The 21,368-nt window shown below is 40.2% G+C and carries 13 protein-coding genes and 1 tRNA gene; 10 read left to right on the forward strand and 4 right to left on the reverse strand.

All coding sequences use genetic code 11. The features are described 5' to 3' along the window. The first annotated feature begins 39 nt into the window (after nucleotides 1-39). The 6 genes from SFU91_12125 (at nucleotide 40) to SFU91_12150 (ending at nucleotide 7,385) form a co-directional block, all read left to right on the forward strand. A complete protein-coding gene (locus tag SFU91_12125; protein ID MDX2129772.1) occupies nucleotides 40-855 on the forward strand; it encodes a KilA-N domain-containing protein in 816 nt (271 codons plus the stop codon). Continuing rightward, nucleotides 852-4,103 (forward strand): DNA methyltransferase, encoded by a 3,252-nt coding sequence (locus tag SFU91_12130; protein ID MDX2129773.1) that lies wholly within the window; start codon nucleotides 852-854, stop codon nucleotides 4,101-4,103. Before SFU91_12125 ends, SFU91_12130 begins: the two co-directional genes overlap by 4 nt. Nucleotides 4,104-4,227: 124 nt before the next feature. Further along, the gene (locus SFU91_12135) at nucleotides 4,228-5,733 is read left to right on the forward strand and encodes an ATP-binding protein (protein ID MDX2129774.1); all 1,506 of its coding nucleotides are present in this window, start codon (nucleotides 4,228-4,230) and stop codon (nucleotides 5,731-5,733) included. A gap of 127 nt (nucleotides 5,734-5,860) precedes the next feature. After that, nucleotides 5,861-6,328 (forward strand): hypothetical protein, encoded by a 468-nt coding sequence (locus SFU91_12140; GenBank protein ID MDX2129775.1) that lies wholly within the window; start codon nucleotides 5,861-5,863, stop codon nucleotides 6,326-6,328. A gap of 62 nt (nucleotides 6,329-6,390) precedes the next feature. After that, nucleotides 6,391-6,615, forward strand: a complete 225-nt coding sequence (locus SFU91_12145) for a hypothetical protein (GenBank protein ID MDX2129776.1) — start codon at nucleotides 6,391-6,393, stop codon at nucleotides 6,613-6,615. 302 nt (nucleotides 6,616-6,917) lie between these two features. Then, nucleotides 6,918-7,385 carry a transposase gene (locus tag SFU91_12150; protein MDX2129777.1) on the forward strand — a complete coding sequence of 156 codons (468 nt, stop codon included), beginning with the start codon at nucleotides 6,918-6,920 and terminating at the stop codon, nucleotides 7,383-7,385. Between the two features lie 64 nt (nucleotides 7,386-7,449). Here the strand turns inward: SFU91_12150 and SFU91_12155 are convergent. Further along, nucleotides 7,450-7,521: transfer RNA gene (locus tag SFU91_12155), tRNA-Gln, on the reverse strand. A 212-nt stretch (nucleotides 7,522-7,733) separates the two neighbouring features. Further along, a complete protein-coding gene (locus SFU91_12160) occupies nucleotides 7,734-9,020 on the reverse strand; it encodes an acetyl-CoA hydrolase/transferase C-terminal domain-containing protein (GenBank protein MDX2129778.1) in 1,287 nt (428 codons plus the stop codon). Between the two features lie 220 nt (nucleotides 9,021-9,240). Between SFU91_12160 and SFU91_12165 the strand changes: the two genes are divergently transcribed. Further along, the gene (locus SFU91_12165) at nucleotides 9,241-12,552 is read left to right on the forward strand and encodes a hypothetical protein (GenBank protein MDX2129779.1); all 3,312 of its coding nucleotides are present in this window, start codon (nucleotides 9,241-9,243) and stop codon (nucleotides 12,550-12,552) included. Nucleotides 12,553-12,623: 71 nt separating this feature from the next. Here the strand turns inward: SFU91_12165 and SFU91_12170 are convergent, their stop codons facing one another. Next, a complete protein-coding gene (locus tag SFU91_12170; protein MDX2129780.1) occupies nucleotides 12,624-12,920 on the reverse strand; it encodes a hypothetical protein in 297 nt (98 codons plus the stop codon). An 87-nt stretch (nucleotides 12,921-13,007) separates the two neighbouring features. Then, complete coding sequence (locus SFU91_12175; protein MDX2129781.1) at nucleotides 13,008-14,588, reverse strand: radical SAM protein; 1,581 nt, start codon at nucleotides 14,586-14,588, stop codon at nucleotides 13,008-13,010. Nucleotides 14,589-14,765: 177 nt separating this feature from the next. Between SFU91_12175 and SFU91_12180 the strand changes: the two genes are divergently transcribed. From SFU91_12180 to SFU91_12190, 3 genes are all read left to right on the forward strand, one after another. After that, nucleotides 14,766-16,001 carry an aminotransferase class V-fold PLP-dependent enzyme gene (locus SFU91_12180; GenBank protein ID MDX2129782.1) on the forward strand — a complete coding sequence of 412 codons (1,236 nt, stop codon included), beginning with the start codon at nucleotides 14,766-14,768 and terminating at the stop codon, nucleotides 15,999-16,001. Nucleotides 16,002-16,122: 121 nt separating this feature from the next. After that, nucleotides 16,123-20,697 carry a S8 family serine peptidase gene (locus SFU91_12185; GenBank protein MDX2129783.1) on the forward strand — a complete coding sequence of 1,525 codons (4,575 nt, stop codon included), beginning with the start codon at nucleotides 16,123-16,125 and terminating at the stop codon, nucleotides 20,695-20,697. Nucleotides 20,698-20,727: 30 nt separating this feature from the next. Then, complete coding sequence (locus SFU91_12190; GenBank protein ID MDX2129784.1) at nucleotides 20,728-21,345, forward strand: hypothetical protein; 618 nt, start codon at nucleotides 20,728-20,730, stop codon at nucleotides 21,343-21,345. The last annotated feature ends 23 nt before the right edge of the window (nucleotides 21,346-21,368 follow it).

The raw sequence follows: 21,368 nt of genomic DNA on the forward strand, positions 1-21,368 counted from the left end.
CCCATCGAATTCGAAGAGTATTAATAAATGGAAATACCTATGACCAAAAGCAAAAAAATTCAAGTTAAGGGAATAGAAATATCCATTATCCAAGACGATAACAAGGACTTTATCTCCCTTACAGATATGTTAAGAGCCAAAGATGGTGACTTTTTTATTTCCGATTGGCTTAGAAACAGAAACACGGTCGAGTTTTTGGGAATATGGGAATCGGTTTACAATCCTAATTTTAATTATGGCGAATTCGCCACAATTAAAAGTCAGGCCGGCTTGAATAACTACAAAATCAGTGTGAAAGAGTGGGTTGAGAAAACCAATGCAATTGGCTTAAAAGCTACGGCTGGAAGATACGGTGGAACCTACGCTCATAGTGATATAGCTTTCGAATTTGGAATGTGGATAAGTGCTGAATTTAAGATTTACCTTATCAAAGAGTTCCAACGACTAAAAGCCGATGAAAATGACCGACTTAAGTTAGAATGGAATCTTCAACGAACTTTAGCCAAGGTAAACTACCACATTCATACCGATGCCATCAAAGAAAATTTGATCCCCAAAGAATTGAGCAAAACCCAAATTAGTTTGGTGTATGCCAATGAAGCGGATATGCTCAATATGGCTTTATTTGGTTTTACGGCAAAGCAATGGCGAGAAACCAACCCTGAGAAAGATGGAAATGTTAGAGATTATGCCACCATTGAACAATTGGTGGTGCTGTCTAATCTGGAAAGCATCAATGCGGTATTAATCAATCAAGGATTGTCACAACCAGAAAGATTAAAACAATTGAACCAAATTGCAATCACTCAAATGAAATCTCTCGTGGCTAATCAACAAATTAAAAAACTGAAATGAGCTTAGACAAAAAAGACTTTTCAATCTACATCAAGCAGTTCAATTTTCGAGAACTGTTTAATGATATGGGCTGGAACAACGATAAAACAACCCAACCCATTGTAGTTGACAATGAAACCTACACTTTACAAGCAGTTGCCGAAAAAAGCGGTTTCAAAATCTTGTTGTGCAATCCGCTTGCTAATGGCTTAATTCCCGACTACAACACCCGTAAAAAAATTGAAACCAAAGTAACCAAACTGTTTCAGGAGCATTTGATTATCTTTTTTGACTCCAAGAAAACCGAACAGATTTGGCAATTGGTAGTAAGGCAATCGGGCAAACCAACCAAAGTAACCGAAACCCGTTGGCACATCAACCAAGACCCTGAATTGCTTTACCAACGGGCAGCAGGCATTTTCTTTGAATTAGACGAAGAAGAACACATCACCATTATTGACGTAACCAAACGCATTGCCGACAACTTCCACCAAAACAACGAAAGAGTTACCAAGCAGTTTTACGACAAGTTTAAAAAAGAACACGGAGCATTTCTGCAATTCATCAAAGGCATTTCCGACAAAACCAATCAGGAATGGTATGCTTCATTGATGCTCAACCGATTGATGTTTTGCTACTTCATTCAGAAAAAAGGGTTTTTAGACAACAACAAAAACTACCTGCGTGATAAACTGCTTGCCTGCAAAGCCAAAAAGGGCAAGGTGAAATTTTACTCTTTCTATCGTGATTTCCTTTTGGTGCTATTTCATAAAGGACTGAACGAACCCACGCAAAGCCCTGACACCAAAATAGAAATTGGAAAAATTCCTTACCTGAACGGTGGTTTATTTGACGAACACGAACTGGAAAAAAACAACGATAGTATTGACATTGATGACAAAGCATTTGAACGCCTTTTTGATTTCTTCGACCAATACGAGTGGCATTTAGATACCCGACACACGGCAAGTGGAAAAGACATTAACCCCGACGTGATTGGTTACATCTTTGAGAAGTATATCAACGACAGGGCTAATATGGGTGCTTACTACACCAAAGAAGATATTACCGACTACATCAGTAAAAATTGTATCCTGCCCTATTTGTTTGACGAAACCAAACGCCATTACCCTAAAGCATTTAATGCAGATTCCGAAGTGTGGCAAATGGTAAAGCAAAGTGGCAAACAATACATTTATGATGCAGTAAAAAAAGGTGTGGAAGAACCCTTACCAAAAGAAATTGAACAAGGCATAAAAGATGTAAGCAAACGCTCCGAATGGAATAAACCGGCTACCATCAATTACGCTTTACCCACAGAAATTTGGCGTGAAGTGGTGGACCGCAGAAACCGCTACACCGAAGTAAAAAGCAAAATTGACAACGGCGATATTCAGCATATCAACGACTTTATTACCTACAACCTGAACATACGCCAGTTTGCACAAGATGTAGTAGAAAACACCAACGACCCCGAATTGCTCAAACACTTTTACAAAGCACTCAACAGCGTTACCATTATTGACCCTACTTGCGGCTCTGGTGCGTTTTTGTTTGCGGCAATGAACATTTTAGAACCCTTGTATGAAAGCTGCCTGCAACGGATGGAAAACTTTGTTGCCGAAGCACCAAAAGGCAAATACAAGTTTTTTGAAGAAACGCTGGCACAGGTAAAAAGCCCCGAACACCCCAACCTGCAATACTTCATTTACAAAAGCATCATCCTGCGAAATTTGTATGGGGTGGACATTATGAAAGAAGCGGTGGAAATTGCCAAACTGCGTTTATTCCTCAAACTCGTTGCTACTGTAGAAGCCGATTACCGCAAACCCAATTTAGGCTTAGAACCTTTGCCTGATATTGATTTTAATATCCGTGCAGGAAATACGTTGGTGGGTTTTGCTACAGAAACAGAGCTGCGAAAGGGACTTAAATGGAAACTTGATTTTGATGGCGAAGAAGAACGGATAAACGAAAAATGTGAGATTGTGTCCAATGCCTTTAAACGTTACAAAGAAATTCAATTGACTTATGGCGATGATTTTCAGGAGTTCAAAAAAGCTAAATCAGAACTCAATAAGCGACTGAAAGAATTAAACCACGAACTCAATCAATTGCTTCATAAACAAGCAGATGGCTTGAAATATGAGGCTTGGCTACAATCGCATCAACCCTTTCATTGGTTTGCAGAGTTTTATGAAATAGTGCAGGAAAAGGGCGGCTTTGATGTGGTGATTGGGAATCCGCCGTATGTTGTTTATACAAAGAAAGATAGCAAAACCAAAATGTCAATAGCTGACAGGTATAAACTCACCAATTTTGAGACTCTTCCAACAAACAACTTATACTCATTCGTAATCGAAAGAAGCTCAAATTTATTAAATAGAATGGGGAAACTTGGGATGATAGTTCCTATTGCTTCTGTTTCTACTGAGGCAATGAAAGAATTGCAAAATTTATATTCTAAAAAATTTAGTAGCCAATGGCACTCAAACTACTCTACACGACCAGGAAAATTATTTGCTGGGGTTGATATGAATTTAACAATATCAATTCTAACAAAAACCGATTCTAAATCAAACTTTGTTACCGATTACACTCGTTGGTATGATGGTGAAAATAAAAATCGAGCTTATATTTTCGATTTGTTGAATTATGTTGAATTTATAAATTCGGTAAAGTTTCAGAATAATTATCCTAAATTTTCTAAAAAGATTGAAATTGAGATTTTAAAGAAGATGTTAAGTCACAATAAAAAGCTTAGTTTTTTTTATTCAAATATTGGTTCAAATGTTTTTTACCATTCAGGTGGAAGATATTGGAGAAAAGCAATTGACCAAAGTTTTTCTTCTCATTATAAGAAAATTACGTTGGTTAGAGAAAATTTAAGTATCGCTCTATGTTTGTTAAATAGCCAACTTTTCTATTGGTATTGGATTTCAAACTCTAACTGTATGGATGTGGTTTCGAGAGAAGTAGATTTGCTGCCGGTCTTTAATTTAGAAAACAAGTTTGAGGAATTTAATTCACTCGCTTCACAGTTGCTTGAAAGTTATTTTGATAATACTGAAAATAGAGTTCGTTTAGGAGAAATTATTAATACAACTGAAGTGAACTTTGATATAAAAAAATCCAAACCCATCATAGACGAAATCGACACAGTTTTAGCCAAGTACTACGGTTTTACCGATGAAGAATTAGACTTTATCATCAACTACGATATTAAATACCGAATGGGTAAGGAACTTGAAAACGAAGACGAAGCATGATAAAAGAAACCCTTGGAAATACCGACCTTTTAAAGCTCCCCAAAACAGCTTTTTTGTGCAGCCGACAAGTTCCTGCTTCGGTGGTATTGAAATGCTATGACTAGCTTAAAAAAAAAGAGATAAGATGGCAAAGAAAAAAGAAGACAAAGCATTTAATCCAAGACTCTATATGGAATTGGCTATTGCGGAAATGAATAAGTCTATTCAAGAGCCAAGGAAAGATAAGGTAAGCCCAAAAGTAGGAGCAGTTTTAATCAAACCTGATGGCACAGAAGAAACTGCATTCAGGGGTGAGCTTCGCCACGGAGACCACGCAGAATTTACATTACTTGAAAGAAAGAACCGTAGCAATCCTTTGGAGGGCTCAATACTATTTGCAACACTTGAACCTTGTGCTCCGGGAGCAAGAAATCACCCTAAACTGGGCTGTGCAGAAAGAATTGTAAATGCCCGCATTAAGAAAGTTTGGATTGGCATTGAAGACCCAGATCCATCAGTAGATAGAAAGGGTATAAAATATTTGCTCGACAATGGCGTTGAAGTAGAAATGTTTGACGTTGACCTGCAAAAACAAATTCGTGATGCTAACAAGCAATTTATTGAAGAAGCGGAAGATAGAGCCAAGAAAGTAAAAGAGAAAATACCCACGGTGGTATTGTCGGAAAAAGAAAGAACGGAGCCACGGGCTGAATTGGATGATTTGTCGAACCTGCATTTAGAAGCATTCATTAACAAAGCCAAGCTAAATGTCGAGCTTAACACTCCTAAATTTTACAGAATACTTACTCAGTTGGGTGTTTTGGAGTTTAAAGATGATAAGTATTTGCCCACAGGTTTAGGGTTGCTCTTGTTTGGCGAACGTCCGCAATTGATTTACCAAAATGCGCTGATTAGAGCTACGTATAAAACCAAAGGTAGAGGAGAAGATATTGAAACCATTCAAGGCCCGCTTATTTCTCAGGCAGACAAAATTCAACAATGGTATGTAACCCATATTGGCAAACAGATAGACCGTTCTGCTTCCGAAAGGAAAGTTACTTACGATTACCCCTTAGTCGTTTTACGTGAAGCTATCATTAACGCTATTGTTCATAGAGATTATGATATAGATGGTGCTCCTATTTATTTTGAAATTAATGATGATGCCATTATCATTAAAAGCCCGGGCGAACCGGTTAAACCAATTACGTTGGAACAAATCAAGCGGTTCAATGCTCCTTCATTAAGTCGAAATCCCAAGATAATGTATGTTTTTGACCAAATGGAGTTGGTTGAACAAAGGGGTTTAGGATTTCAAACCATTAAAGACTTGCCCACAAAGCATAATTTGCCTTTGCCGTTAGTTTCTTATGAAGCCCCGTATATGGTTATGAAATTTCCAAGAAGTATTGAGGCTGCAAAAAAAGCGGCTGATAATCCTAACGTAGCAAAGCTAAATGATGCTCAACTAAGTGGTTACGAATGGCTTAAAACAGTGGGAGAAGTAAGCACAAGGGAATATTCAGCTCATTTTAACATTGGATATAAAACTGCCCAACGACATCTTGCAGCAATGAAAGATCTTGATTTAATACATGATAATGGAGAAGATGCAAATTCTCCTAATTATAAATATGTTGTAACTGAATGAGTTAATGAACTTGGACAATAGCTTGGACATAATGTCCGAGTTGCAGGTATTAAAGTGGTTATAAGTTCTGAACTTGGACAAGAGGTTGGACATAGTGTCCAAGTAGTAATTGAACATAAAGATAAAGATGCTGCTACAAATAAAAGAACAAATAGGTAACATAGAACTGCTAAAGCAATCTAAAACAGCTTTTTTATGCAGCCGTAAAATTCCTGCTTCTGTAGTATTGAAATGCTATGACTGGGCAATTGAGCAAAGAGAAAAAGGCAATTGTGTTATCAGCGGCTTTCACAGCCAAATAGAAAAAGATGTGTTGCATTATCTGCTCAAAGGAAAACAGCCCATCATATTGGCATTGGCAAGAGGACTAAAAGACAAATTAGAACCTGAGTTTGAAAAACCACTTGAACAAGGCAGACTTTTAATCATCACACCGTTTGTTAAATCGGTAAAACGAGTAAGCAGCCAAAACGCCGAAAAGCGAAATTTACTTATGGTTAAACTTGCTGATGAAATCATAGTAGGTTATGCTAATGTGGGTGGAAAATTGGAAGTATTATTAAAATCCATTACAAAATCATTCAAAAGGCTTTAATCGTGCTGACAATTAGATTTTCCTAAATAAATATTTTCAAAAAAAATATATTGGAAATACAGATGAATAATCAAGACAGAAACCGATTAAAAGCAGCAATCGATTTAATTCAAAAATCGATCTTAATTGTTGAGGAAATTAGAGACTCAGAACAAGATAAATATGATAACTTATCTGAAGGTTTGCAGTCATCAAGTACTGGACAAAAGCTAGAAGATTCAATTTCAGAACTCGATAACGCAATCAGTCAACTTGAAGATGCAATTCAAACAATCGTGTCTTTATAATGTTTAAAGTAAATTGATGTTTTTATTTAGTTGGTTTTCAATTCTTCTTCTTTTTGTGAAGTGAATTTAAGTCTTCATGCTATTTGAAATGATGAAACTTATTTTCTAATATTAATTATGCTTAACCGTTTTCCTTAGTTATCCTTTTTCATTATTTTTACTATACATTTTCTTTTCTCTTTATTTTTCTTATTTCATCAACATAATCCATACACTTATGTCCAGCAGATCCGAAACGGGCCACGCCCGTAACGTTGCGCTCTTCAATCAAATGACCACTTTCGGCTCCACATTGTAAAACCATTTGCACCCATAATCGCGAATCTTTATTCGGCAAGGTGGTAAAAAAAGAAATGGTGTTGAATGAATTCGGTAAAATTGTTGAATTCACGTGGCACGATTTACCCAATCACAATTCAAATATTCAATTGGATGAATTCATCATCATGCCCAACCACATCCACGGAATCATAATTATTGTTGGCGCGGGTTCCAAACCCGCCCCAATCGACCCCGTTGGGGCAGGTTCTGAACCTGCCCCAACAATGGTACCCGCCCCAAAACCATTACCCGAAATCATCCGCCAATTGAAAACATTTTCCGCCAAACGAATCAATCAAATCCGTAATTCCCCCGGCATTTCCGTTTGGCAACGCAATTATTATGAACGCATCATAAGAGATGAGGAGGGTTTTCACAGAGTTAAAAAATACATTCGTGAGAACCCCCGCAATTGGGAAAAAGATGAGAATAATGTGGTGAATGATTAATTAAGGATTGAATCAAAGGGAATTTCTCCAAATAAAAAAAGCCCGCAAATTGCGAGCTTTCTCGTTGAGGTGCTAGGATTCGAACCTAGGAATGTCGGATTCAAAGTCCGATGCCTTACCACTTGGCGACACCTCAATACGGATTGACCCTCGAAACAACCGAATCACGCCTTTGTACAGTAGGTCGCTTCGGGTGCAAGTAGAGAAGAAAGACTTAGGAGTAACCCCCCAAGTACGCTCTAAAGTTTCAAAGAGCCAATCCAAAAATTCAATGAACACAAAATTTGAAGCCACAAATATAAAAGAGTGATTGAAATTGTCAATACTCTTTCCATATTTTTCTTTGATTTATACCGTCGAAAAAGACTTCACCCCAAAGCGTTCATGCGCTGTAGCCAAAAGCGACTCGCGATGATTGGGATGTGCGATAGAAGCTAAAAGTTCAGCGCGTTCCCGCAAACTCTTTGCGTGCAAATTCACAACGCCGTATTCCGTGACAATATAATGAACATGTGCCCGTGTGGTCACCACGCCCGCGCCTTGTTTCAAATAAGGTACAATGCGCGTTTCCCCTTTGGATGTGGTGGAAGGAAGCGCGAAAATCGGTTTCCCTCCTTCCGAAAGCGACGCCCCGCGAACAAAGTCCATCTGCCCGCCAACGCCGGAATACATTTTCGCCCCAATCGAATCGGCACAAATTTGTCCGGTCAAATCAATCTCAATGGCACTGTTAATTGCCGTGACTTTCGGATTACGGCGAATGACGGCGGTATCATTAACATATTGAACATCAAGCATCACCACTTGCGGGTTATCGTCGATAAAGTCATAAAGCTTGCGCGTGCCCATCGCAAAGGTTCCGACAATTTTATAGGGATGAATGCGTTTCTCTTCACCCGTAATCACGCCCGATTCCACAAGCGGAATAATCCCATCCGAAAACATCTCGGTATGAATACCCAAGCGTTTGTGATTGGTGAGTGAAGCAAGCACGGCATTCGGAATATTGCCGATACCCATTTGAAGCGTTGCGCCGTCTTCAATGATTTCAGCCACGTTTTTACCGATTGCAAGTGAAAGCTCGTCTAAGGGTTCCGGTGCAATTTCAAAAATGGGCGTATCGACCTCAACCAAAGAATCAATTTCACTGATGTGAATAATTCCATCGCCGTGAGAGCGAGGCATATTCGGGTTGATTTGCGCAATCACATGCTTGGCCGTTTGTACTGCAGCTCTTGAGCAATCGACCGAAACGCCGAGCGAGCAAAAGCCGTGTTTATCGGGCGGTGAAACTTGAATTAAAGCGAAATCGAGCGGCAAAATATTGCGGCGAAAGAGAAGTGGGGTTTCAGAAAGAAAAATTGGGATGTAATCAGCACGGCCTTCTTGAACGGCTTTGCGTACATTAGAGCCAATGAAGAGCGAACTGTCGCGAAAGCGATTGGCATACTCAGCCTTCACTTGTGGGGCAACTCCCTCGGTATGAAGGTGAATAAATTCCAAGTCTTGCAAATCGTTGGCGCGTTCATCAAGTGCTTGTAAAAGCACGGTTGGCGTGGCTGCAGCGGTGTGGATAAAAATTCGTGCGTTTGAATGGATATGACGCACGGCTTCAGAGGCGGTAACGGTTTTCATAAAGTACTCCTTTCATTTTAACGAAACTTCTCAAAAATACATAAAAATGAAACCACCAAGATTTATTTTTTGTGAAGTTTTGGAGATAAAGTGAGAACCTTCAAATGAAAAAAGTGATTTAAACGGTTTATGAATAAGATTGTCTGAATCACCAAACAGTCCAAGTTTTTTTTGTTAATTCAGTTTTATCGTAACGAACAGATTGAGTGATCTTAGAAATATGAGAAAATTACTTTTTGCAACCCTGCTTTTTTCACTCTTTTTCGCGGAGTCAAACGCGCAGTATTTTTTCTTTGGAAAAAACAAAGTTCAATACAAAAATTTTGAGTGGTATTCGTTGCAATCTGAGCACTTCGATGTGTATTACAGTGAAGGAGGCGACTATCTCGCACGCTTCACCGCCGATGCCCTCGAATCCGCATACTTTACCATTCGCAAAGATTTCAAATATGAAATCACCAACCGAATCGCGCTTATTGTTTTTAATTCCCAAACCGATTTTCAACAGAATAATGTCATTCAAGAGTATCTCTCCGAGGGCGTTGGTGGGGTAACGGAGCTTTATAAAAATCGCATTGTTGTTCCCTTTACCGGCGATTACAAGCAGTTCCGTCATGTCATTCATCACGAACTCATTCACGCCGTAGTGAATGATATGATATATGGTGGGTCCATCCAATCAGCCATTCGCAATAATGTTCAGCTTCAAATCCCGCTTTGGTTTAACGAAGGAATTGCCGAGTATCAACCCTTAGAGTGGGATACCAATTCCGATATGTTCATCACCGACGCCATTATCAACAACTACCTTCCCCCGATTCCATATCTCTCGGGCTACTTTGCTTACCGCGGTGGTCAATCGGTGTGGCGTTATGTCTCTCAAAAATACGGTCGCGAAAAGATTGGCGAAATAATGGGTCGGTTGCGAGCGTCTCGCAGCATTGATGTGGCTTTCAAAGGCTCGCTGGGCTTAAATGTTGAAGAGCTTTCAGAGCGGTGGCTTCGGGAAATGAAAGTGACCTATTGGCCTGAAATTGCCAAGCGCGAAGACATCAATACGATTATGAAACGCCTCACCGATCATCGTAAAGATGGTAGCAATTACAACACCTCACCCGCGATTTCACCGCAAGGTGACCGGTTTGCCTTCATCACCGACCGCAGCGGCTATTTCGATATCTATGTCGGCTCTACCGTCAATCCCGAGCAAGCCAAGCGAGTAATCAGCGGTCAGCGCTCCCGCGATTTCGAAGAACTAAAGATCCTTACTCCCGGGCTAACTTGGTCTCCGGATGGGAAAAAAATCGCGCTTGCCACCAAAGCCGGTGGCGAAGATGCCATTATGGTCATTGATGTTGAAACAGAAGAGATCGAGAAGTACACATTTAATATGAACGGGATATACTCGGTTGATTGGTCTCCGGATGGCGGAAGGCTCGCTTTTATTGGGCTTTACAACTACAAAAGCGATGTGTATGTCTATGATTTTAATTCAAAGCAAATCACAAACCTGACCAACGATATTTATTCCGATAGTGACCCGCAATGGTCGCCGGATGGAAAGAAAATTTATTTTTCTTCTGATCGTCAAGACAGTTTGAAAACTTCGCCTTATACCTTCATCCAAGGCGACCCGATTCCGGATATCGATTATGTAATCCCAGCACTAAATGAAGATATGCGCGTTCATGATTATTCACAGTTAGATTTGTACGAGTTAATATTTGATCAAAATTCAAATTTCAGAGGAAGTTTGAAGCGTCTCACCGCTACAAAAGGCATTGATGAAACATCGCCCGTACTTTCTCCCGATGGCAAAAAAATGCTCTTTGTTTCTGATTTGAACGGCGTGCTCAATGTGTATGAACTTGAGTTAGCAACTGTTGAGAAAGCCCCACTGATCAATACCGACCGTTCAACCACGATTCCCAAAATTCGACCGGTGACAAATCTATTAACCGGTATTCGGCAAATATCGATGTCCTCCGATGGCAGCAAACTCATTGCGGTGGGTTTAGACTATGGTGGCTTTGATATTTATCTATTGCGTATGCCTTTTGACCGGCAGTTGAACTTCCTAACCGCTGAGGGTTTCTTAGAACCCACGAATTGGGGCGGGAAGATGGTTGCTTCTCAAACCAAAAGATTTACGGAAGTGACTTCAGCGATGCGTCAAATGATAGGAAATGGGTCGTACCGAGTGCCAATTGCAAGCCCAGCAAAGGAAGACAGTGCAAAGGCTATCGCACGAGCTGCTGCGATAGAAGACTCTTCAAAGCGTGTGTATAGTGCACCAAAAGTGAATGTAAAGAATTTCGTCTTTGATCGTGGGTTTATGGCGCAGGCAGAGCGGAAAATTCAGCAGGATACCGCAAAAGACCAATTAACAATCGAGGATGAAAATCGGCGCAGACGCAATAACATTGATGAAGGCGGCGAATATCGTCCAAGGCGTTATAAACTTAACTTTTCACCCGATATTATTTACGGTGGCGCGGGAATCGATGGCATTTGGGGAGCACAAGGCTCTGCACTCTTTGCTTTCAGCGATCTGCTCGGCGATCATCAACTCTCCATTTTTACAAACCTTCAATTCGATTTGCAGAATAGCAACTACGGGCTTCAATATGCTTATTTAGGAAATCGAATGGATTATGCGGTGAACCTTTATCACACGGCACGCTTTCTTGTTTTAGGGCAGGATGCCTTCTCTTCCTCTTTATTCAGATTTAGAACTTATGGAGCAGAATTCAATGTGTCTTACCCGATTGATCGCTTAAACCGCATTGATGCAGGGCTAAGTTACTTGTGGTTAACAAAAGAAAACACCCAAGAAAACATCGGAAACGACACGCGAAATATCCTTTACCCAAGCCTCACTTACACGCACGACGATACGCGTCCCTTTCTTTATTCTCCAATCGATGGCACCCGTTATGCTGTAAGGCTCAGTGGAACCGCTTTAAGCGGAATATCCTTCGGCTCTATTTTAGCCGATTACCGAACTTATTTTAATTTTTGGCAATACTATTCGTTTGTGGTGCGCTTTTCCGGTGCGTATAGCATCGGTTCCAATCCCCAGAAATTTTTTATTGGAGGAACTGAAAATTGGATTAATCGTCAATTTTCTCAGCAGGTTATTCCCATTTCGGAAGTTCAGGATTTTCTTTTCACCACACCCGCGATTCCGCTTCGAGGTCATCCACTCAACGCGGCAAACGGAACTAAATTTGCACTTGCCAATCTTGAACTTAGATTTCCATTTCTACAGTACTTAGCCCTTGGCCCAATCCCGATTCCATTCTATTACTTGCAAGGCGTTTTGTTTGCCGATGTAGGTTCCGCTTGGACAAATACGGAAGCGTGGAAAATCTCATCGAATGGTCGGTTACAAGATTTGCTTGCGGGTTTTGGGTGGGGATTTAGAACCGTGCTTTTCTATTTTATCTTAAGATTTGATATGGCGTGGAAATGGGATTTAAATGGCACTTCAATGCCGGTATATCACATTTCAATTGGTGGCGATTTCTAAGATTATTTCATAAAGTTTAAAAAGAAAAAGCCCCGAAAGTCGGGGCTTTTTCACTTCATTTAAAGAAACAATTACTTGGTAACTTCAACTGTTCGAGGATAAACAGTAACAACCGAGGTGAAAAGACCGATTACAACATCTAAAAACGAATGTGTTGTTTTGACTTCATAATTTGCAGCACCACCAGCCATTTTTTGAGAATCAACTTTGTTAAGTGGTACTAAACCCCAAAGAACATACCATTGGCGTTCTTCCACTTTTGTATTGCCTTTTGGTCCTTCGCCAACAATATGTTGGTTTGTAAAGCAAGAACTGAGCGAGCAAGTCATGACTGCTGCGATTAAAAGGACTGTGAGTGTCTTTTTCATTGTACTAAATGATTTTGTTGTTTTACCCAAAATGGGCAAGCAAATATAGAGGAATAAACCAAAAAACCAACCGCACACCAGACAATTTTATATAGTTTCAAGCGGTTGAACTTCTAACGCTTTGACTTTTTGAATAGGTGCTTTCTTCCCATTTTCAATGCTCCTCAATTGATCCTTTAAATTTCTCTTGAAGATGAGACTTGTCACGAGGTTAATCATTTTCTCTGGGTTAAAGAAAACGCGCTTAAAAATGGTGCTCCACTTGTAAAAATTGATGAAGTGCTTCATATAACGAACCTGAAATTCAAGCGGGTCAAATTTATCGCAGCGAATCACAAGGTTGTGCGCGGTGTATTTATCCCAATCCTCATCGACAATCAACCCTTTCGCCTTGTATTCACGATACATTTGTGTGCCGGGATAAGGCGTCAGTATTGAATAAATGGGCATCATCAAATAATTTTCACTCACAAATTTTTCAACAGCTGCCATATCTTCATAAGTATCAATTGCTGGGTTGGTTAAGAAATTGCCTTGAACATTCAACCCCTCTTTTCGGCAATTACGTATGATTTCGGAATACTTTCCAACGGTGTTCATTTTCCATTTATCATATTGGTCAACCGTTGCTTGATTGACAGATTCAAATCCGACAAGTGCCATAACGCACCCCGCTCGAACCAAACGGCGAACACTTTCAACATCTTCAAGAAAATTCATGCTGATAAAAGTGCTGAATTTGATATCGCAGGTTTCTAATACTTCAAGAATTTCATACATGCGCTGTTTATTAACGCCTAAGTTTTCGTCTGTAAACATAAACCACGGCTTTGTACCGTATTTAGATGTTTCAAACCAAATTTTTTTAGCGCTCTCAACTTGCTCTTTTATGGTCGATTGCGATTGAATGCGATACAAACGGCCGGTGAAATTAGGTGTTACACAAAACGAGCATGTGTAAGGACAGCCACGCGTCATATAAATCGGAATGGATTTCCGTGCATCGACTTTGCCTCGTTTGCTGGCAGAAAAAATACGTTCATAATCCAATACCGGAACTTCCTTCACCGGAGGAAATTCCTTTGCATCATAACGGGCGCGGAGAACACCACGCGACGCATCTTGAATCACATACGCCCAAAGATTTTCTGCTTCACCGCATACTACGGAATCGACATGTTGTTTTGCTTCATCATAATTGAAAGACACGTGAACCCCGCCAATCAGAACTTTTTTGCCCCGCCTGCGAAACTCATCGGCGATGTCGTAGGCTCGTGTCACATTCATTGTACGGGCAGTGAGGCCAATCAAATCAAAATCTTTATCATAAGGAATTTCATCTCCAAAAAGCTCATCGACTATTTCAATATGATGCTGTTTCGGTGTGATACTCACCAGAACCCCAATTGCCATTGAAAACAAGGCTTTTTGACTTGTATCCTCTTCTTTTTTTCCTTTAGGCGTAATAAACAAAAGTTTCAGAGGCTTAATGGAATCGATGGGTTCAAGGTCTTGTCGAAATGTAAATGGTAAGTGTGGGGAAGGTTTTTCGGTATGGTCGGCAGAACTGTGCGCTACCGAGTATGTTTTTGAAAGTGAAGCGTCACTTTCAATTTTGCCAAGGGTTTCTACACCCGCAACCTCGATTGAGTTGGGACTTTCGTTCATAGTATTCCTCCATTTCTTCCGTTCAACCAATAAGCACCAATGTGGTAAAGAGGTACAAACCAAGTTGAGTCGGTTTTTTCGTTCATTTCATTTAAGATAGCGAAAGAAAGAAAGATTTCTATTCCTTATTTTGGATTCAATTTGAATTCAAGTTTATTTTAAGAGTCAATCACGGCGATGAATTACAAACCACTTTTTAGTGACTTCATTGGTCAATTGGGGGATCATCTGCATTTCGCGGCACATAGCCATCACCTATGGCCAAATGTGGCGAAAGTAGGTCAATTGCGATATTGGCAACTTGCCGAAAAAATGCGCGACCGTAAATGGGATGAAATTTTTGGAAATGAAATTCCAAAAGCTCAAAAACATATCTCTTCAATACTGAATTGGCCGTATCATGAACAAATCGCTTTTGCACCGAATACACACGAATTTGTGGTGCGCTTGCTTTCATCCCTGAATTGGCAACAACTTAAGAAGGGAAAGAAACTGAAAGTTTTAACGACGGATTCAGAGTTTCACTCTTTCACACGTCAAATACTACGAATGGAAGAAGAGAAGGTGCTTGATGTCACTCGTATCTCCACTGAGCCTTTCGAAACTTTTGAAACAAGGTTTTTAGAAGCAGCCAAAAAGCAATATGATTTGGTTTTCTTTAGTCAGGTGTTTTTTAATTCGGGGTATGTGGTTCAGAATCTCAAAAAAATTGTGGATTCAGTGAACGCACCTGAAACCCTGATTGTGATTGATGGTTATCACGGGTTTATGGCTATACCTACGGATTTAGCTCTGCTTTCAAATCGCGTCTTTTATCTATCAGGCGGATATAAATATGCAATGTCGGGCGAAGGCGTTTGTTTTCTTTGTATTCCAAAGGGATGTTCACATCGGCCCATCAATACAGGCTGGTTTGCCGGTTTTGGAAGCTTGAGTGAAGGCCCTGAGGAGAAAGTCTCATACAGTAACGATGCATTTCGTTATTGGGGTTCAACCTTCGACCCATCGGGAGTATATCGATTTAACGCGGTAATGGAAGAGATTGATAAAGAGAAAATAACGGTTGAAATGATTCATCAGTATGTAAAAGGGCTTCAAAGTCAATTTCTAAGTGAACTCTTAAAATATCAGCCCAAAAAACTTCCATTTCAAACCATTATTCCTGCATTGCCAAAAGATTCATCGAAAACTGCAAGCGGAGAGATAATTGATTTTAACCTCGTTCAATTGGAAAAGAGCTATCGCGGTCACTTTATCACTTTTGATTTGGAACATGCGGAGGAAGTTGAAAAAAGGCTTAGTGAATTAAAAGTTGAAATTGATCGACGGGGAAGACGCTTAAGATTTGGATTTGGAATTTATCAGGATAATAATGACATCTCCAATTTGATGGAGCGGTTGAAACAATTGTAATGACTTTTCATTCATTTTTAGTTTTTCACTGTGAAGTCATTTGGACAGGATTTATCCCTTGATTTCGTTGCTCATCCTTATAAATTCAACCTTTTCAGTTTTGCTATCATGCCGATTTTTCATGAACTCCAATAAACTCATTTTTTCTTTTCTCATTCTCTGCACAGTTTTTTCAAGTACTGTCATTGCTCAGTTGCCTTCACCATTACTTGCGAAGCGGGGTGTCAGAGAAGAAGGCGCGAGAAAAAAATTCCATAAAGAAAATCGGCTTTCGAGAAGTGGATCAAAGATTATTGTGAAGCTTCGCAACTCTGTGAATCGATTAACTCTAAGTGAATTTCAGAATCAAGTAACGAAATACGCTAAAGGTAAATTTGGTTATCAGTCGAAATCAAAAAGCCCCGAAGCCACATTTCTACAAGTTGAAAAAACGCGTCTTGAAATTGAATCGGTTCAGTCAATTTCGTCGCATTCTTCAAAAAGAGAATTGCAATCTTACAACTCCCAAAGAGGAAAAGGAATCGAACGCATATTTTCCATTCGATTAAAAGATAAAACTCAAAGTGCTCTTGATGCTGCAATCGTAAGTTTAAAGCAGCTAGAAGGGGTTGAGTATGTTTACCAAACCCTTCAAATTTCTTTAGACAATACCCCTGCAGATGAAAGAGAACAAACCCTTGAATCGAAGAACCAAAATCCATTAAGTGAATCAATTGCTGAAAATGATTCGCTTTTTCCGCGTCAGTGGAATCTCAGAAAAATTGGAATTGAAAAAGCGTGGCAAATCACTCGTGGTAGCCCAAATGTTCGAATTGGAATTATTGATACAGGAATAGACTACACTCACCCCGATCTACTAGATAATATTTGGATTAACACACCTGAAGATATCAATCGTAATGGGCGTTTTGAGCCTTGGTCGTTCAAGGAGCGAAGGAATCCGCTTACATTTGAATTGGATGCCAATGGAATAACCGGCGATTTCGATGAAATCGATCAAGATGGAAATGGCTATCCCGATGATGTGATTGGTTGGGATTTTGTCGATCAACCGTTCAATGTCGATAATCTGGTTGGTTTCTCCGACTTTCAAACCGCAGACCCCGATCCTTTTGATGATAATTCTCACGGTACGGCTTGCGCTGGAATTGCTGCCGCTGTTTCTTCAAATCAAATTGGGGTAAGCGGTGTTGCACCAAATTGCAAACTTGTGGCTTTGCGGGTATTCTCGGCAAGCGGTGGTTTCGCAGGTGACTTGGCAGATGACTATGATATTGCTTCAGCGATAATTTACGCCGCCGATAATGGCATTCAGGTGCTCAATATGAGTTTCGGCGATGTCGTTTATTCACCGATCATGAGAGATGCAATTGAATACGCGTATGAGCGCGGCGTGGTTATGTGCTTTTCATCAGGGAATGCCGGCGGAGATCAGTCGCGTTATCCTGCAGGTTATATGGAAGGAATGGCCGTTGGAGCAACGGATGAAAATGATTTTCTTACCCAATTTACCACTTTTGGTATTCGCCTTGCGGTTTGTGCGCCGGGAAGTGGCATTCCAACAACAGTTCCGTTTTATGACGGCTACTATACCGATTTCTTTAGCGGTACAAGCGCCGCGGCTCCTCATGTTGCAGGAGTAGCAGCACTCATTCTTTCAATTAATCCCCGCTTTTCTCCGGAGCAAGTCCGGGGTGCAATTGTAGGGACAGCAAGAGATCTTGAATCAATTGGTTGGGATCACTTTACGGCCTCAGGCAGACTTGATGCAGCGCTTGCCGTGCAAATGCGAGCAACGCCAATTGCGAAAATCAATTTTCCATTGTATGACTCAGGACTTTCTCAAACAGAGGGAAATATTTCAATAGTTGGAACGGCAAATTCACCGAATTTTGAATCATACCAAGTGTTTTTTCAACCCGGGATTTCAGGCGCAAATGATTGGACAACTATAACCAATGAAGTGAATCAAATTCGTATCGTCGATACGCTTGCGACTTGGAATATCATCTCACTACCCGATTCAGATTATACAATTCGTTTGCTGGTTAAAGAGCGAAACGGAAGAAGAATCGAAAACCGAATTCGCGTCACGATTGATTCAAGGAGGCCATTGATTTCAAACCTTACTGTTGAACCTGTTTATCGGAATGATGAAGAGGTACTCTTGGTCGCTTTCAAAACGAAAGGTCTTAGTAGCGCATTTTTTAGAATTGAAAGCAATGGCTTGAATGAAGAGGAGCGGCTGTTTCGATTTCCAACTGAAGCGCAAAATCATTTTGATTTTATCTCAACATCGACTTTATCACCCGGAATATTTTATCGGGGAAGGGTAGAGGCTATAAACCGAACCGGGGTAAAGGAAATCGGTGAATGGGTAAATTTTTCTATCACTTCAGAAAAACTTCAACAACCGACTTTTGGACAATTTCTTTTTCGAGAAAAACCGCAATTGAGGCTACCTGCCGGATGGATTTTGAACAAAGCCGTGGATTATAATCGAAACGGTAGAAGGGAAGTCGTGATCAGCGAAGCTCGTCCTGAAATTGGTGCATCATTCGGTCAGTTAAAGCGATTTGAATTTACGGGTCAAGGATTTCAGGCGATTGACTCCGCCGCTGTATTTCTGCCGATGGATATTCGTGATTCCGCTTCGTACTACCAACTTTTGGCGATGGGAGGCGGACGAAGTATTGTCTATTCACAAAATACCCCAACTTCAAGTCCGTTTCAAGCAATACGATTTGCTGATACACTTACTTTCAACTTTTGGGGTGCACGATTCGGAGATGTTAAGGGCAATGGGGAATCTCATTTGATTGCAAGAAATGATACCACATATTTTATTCTAAATTCTCGATACGAGAAGATAGCAACGCTGAAAAACCCTGTCGATATTAGTAAAGATGGGGCGCGCCCACTCTTTCAAGAACCTCGGGTCGCGATTGAAGATTTTGATTTGGATTCAAAACCCGAATTGCTGATGAGTGATGCCGATGGAAATTTTTTCATTTATGAATATAGCGGAATTGGAGAAGCCTTTGACACAACCTTTCTGTATCGCTCCGGCCGCTTTTCGACGGCTACTTTAATCAGTACCGGTGATGTTGATGGTGATGGAAAAAAAGAATTTTTGATTGGATATCGAAATCAAATCGGTCAAACAGAACTGCGCGATTTTGAAGCACCGATTTATTTTCTTGAATTGTGGCGAGCGGTTTCAAATAACAAGTACGAACGGATTTGGAAGCGTGGCTTCTACGGACAATTTCGTAATGCTGCATTATCACTTGTTGATGTTGATAAAAATGGAACAAGCGAAGCAGTAGTTCTCTTTTATCCCAACATTTATGTTTTGAAGTGGGAAGAGGCGCAATCAAAATTCAAGCCTTATTGGCATTTGCCAAATGTAACGGCACAAAACATTGCAGTGTTTGATGCCGATGCAAATGGTCTAAACGAAATTTATTTTTCGGATAATCTCCGAACTTATGCTGTAGAGTATCAAAACTATCAAGGGCCATTAGCGCCAACCGGACTCAATGCCGAGCCGCTTTCGCTATCTAAAATAAAGTTAAATTGGAAAGGGCAAAATGCGACGCAGTATAAAGTATATCGTTCTGAATTCACTGACTTTCCAACTTACCCTTTTTCACTTCAGCCTCTTGTCACAACAAGCGATACAACTTGGCTTGATTCGACTGTCGAGCGGAACCCAAGGAAGTACTTTGTTTATGCAGTGACTTCCCTTAGCGCTACTGATGAAAGTGACACAACCTCTTTTCTCTTTGTTCAGCCAGCATTGCCGTTGCGTCTCCTTTCCGTTGTAAAAGAATCTTCAAACACATTTAGCCTAGAATTTTCAGATCCGGTTAATGTTGAAGAAATAAATCCGATGAATATTGTCGTCGTTCGCCTTCAAAGCAATGATTCATTGATCCCAACAAGTGTAATTTCTTCAAAGGGTGGAAAAATTTTGGTATTGGGTTTTGCGGGAAATCAAATTCAAAATGGTGAATATGACATTCGAGTAAATGGATTGAAGAGTGTCTCCGGGGCGAGAATTGATTCTCTTAATTCATCAAGAAGAGTATTAATTGCGAACGAAGTGCAAGGAAGACTTTATATCACTGAAAAAAAAGTGATATCTCCGAATCAAGTGGATCTTACGTTCAATGTTCCGATTCGGGAAACGGAAGCTTTGATAAAAACCAATTATACATTTACCTCAAATGTTGAGCTAAGCGAAATCCGTATCATTGAGGGAAATCGAAAGGTGAGCATTTCAACATCAGGCAGACCGCTCACTGGTTCGGGAGAATCGATTACGCTTACGATTCGCAATCTTATTTCATTATCCGGACAGGCCATCGATACAGCTTTTGGTGGGAATCAAGTTTCATTTAATAGTGCCGCTCCATCTCTTGAACAAGTTTATACTTACCCTAATCCTTATAAATCGTCAAGTGGCAAAGGGTATATCATGTTTGCGAACCTCACACAATCAGGTAATCTCTACATTTATAATACGCTTGGAAAAGTCATAAAAACCCTTTCGTTTAATAATGAATTTGGTGGCGTGAAGTGGTTTTTAGATTCCAACTCCGGCGAATCGGTTTCTTCAGGTGTTTATTTATACCGAATCACGTCGCCTTCCCTCCCTGAAAAGCAAGGTAAATTGATTATTATTCGATGATTATTTTTCAATTTGATAAGTGAGAAATGAATGAATAACGAGCGTTATCTCGCCGCTGATAAGTTAATTCAAACTTATGTTGAGGATTATCTCCTTCATAACCAAGCTGCTTCAAAGGTTGCCAATACCTTACAAAAAATGGGAATTGGGCTAAAGCCACTGATTGACCACATTACGATTCGAACGGAAAATGTGGAATTGCGTGCAAAAGAGTTTCTTCAAATTGGGTTCTTTGAAGATTTAACCTTAGGCGTAATTGAACATGATAATTGGTGGGCAAAAGTGTATCGATTTCCCGGAGAGCCCGCTGTTTTCATTGATCAAGCCTTCAAGGGAGCGCGCGGAGCGGGATGCGTGATTCCGGGATGGGTAAAAAAATTTGGGGATCAAACACTTCACCACATTGCAATCAATGTTGAAAATATAGAGTTTGCAATTCAAAGGTTAACACATGAAGGTCTCGAATTTACGGGCGAAATCACCGGAGAAACGGAATCGCCTCTCAGGCAAATTTTTACTAAACCAGAAATGCGTGATGGGGTTGCATTCTCCGTTCTTGAACTTGCTGAAAGAAAATGGGGGTATCAAGGGTTCGTATCAAAGCAAGCAAATTCATTAATGGAATCAACAAAAGTATCAACTCACTAATACTAAAATTAGATTGATATTGA

This window comes from Chloroherpetonaceae bacterium (assembly GCA_033763895.1).
Classification (GTDB): domain Bacteria; phylum Bacteroidota; class Chlorobiia; order Chlorobiales; family Thermochlorobacteraceae; genus JANRJQ01.

Coding starts and splice junctions, on each gene's coding strand:
- SFU91_12125 (MDX2129772.1), top strand. CDS start 40: ATGACCAAAAGCAAAAAAATTCAAGTTAAGGGAATAGAAATATCCATT.
- SFU91_12130 (MDX2129773.1), top strand. CDS start 852: ATGAGCTTAGACAAAAAAGACTTTTCAATCTACATCAAGCAGTTCAAT.
- SFU91_12135 (MDX2129774.1), top strand. CDS start 4,228: ATGGCAAAGAAAAAAGAAGACAAAGCATTTAATCCAAGACTCTATATG.
- SFU91_12140 (MDX2129775.1), top strand. CDS start 5,861: ATGCTGCTACAAATAAAAGAACAAATAGGTAACATAGAACTGCTAAAG.
- SFU91_12145 (MDX2129776.1), top strand. CDS start 6,391: ATGAATAATCAAGACAGAAACCGATTAAAAGCAGCAATCGATTTAATT.
- SFU91_12160 (MDX2129778.1), bottom strand. CDS start 9,020: ATGAAAACCGTTACCGCCTCTGAAGCCGTGCGTCATATCCATTCAAAC.
- SFU91_12165 (MDX2129779.1), top strand. CDS start 9,241: ATGAGAAAATTACTTTTTGCAACCCTGCTTTTTTCACTCTTTTTCGCG.
- SFU91_12170 (MDX2129780.1), bottom strand. CDS start 12,920: ATGAAAAAGACACTCACAGTCCTTTTAATCGCAGCAGTCATGACTTGC.
- SFU91_12175 (MDX2129781.1), bottom strand. CDS start 14,588: ATGAACGAAAGTCCCAACTCAATCGAGGTTGCGGGTGTAGAAACCCTT.
- SFU91_12180 (MDX2129782.1), top strand. CDS start 14,766: ATGAATTACAAACCACTTTTTAGTGACTTCATTGGTCAATTGGGGGAT.
- SFU91_12185 (MDX2129783.1), top strand. CDS start 16,123: ATGAACTCCAATAAACTCATTTTTTCTTTTCTCATTCTCTGCACAGTT.
- SFU91_12190 (MDX2129784.1), top strand. CDS start 20,728: ATGAATAACGAGCGTTATCTCGCCGCTGATAAGTTAATTCAAACTTAT.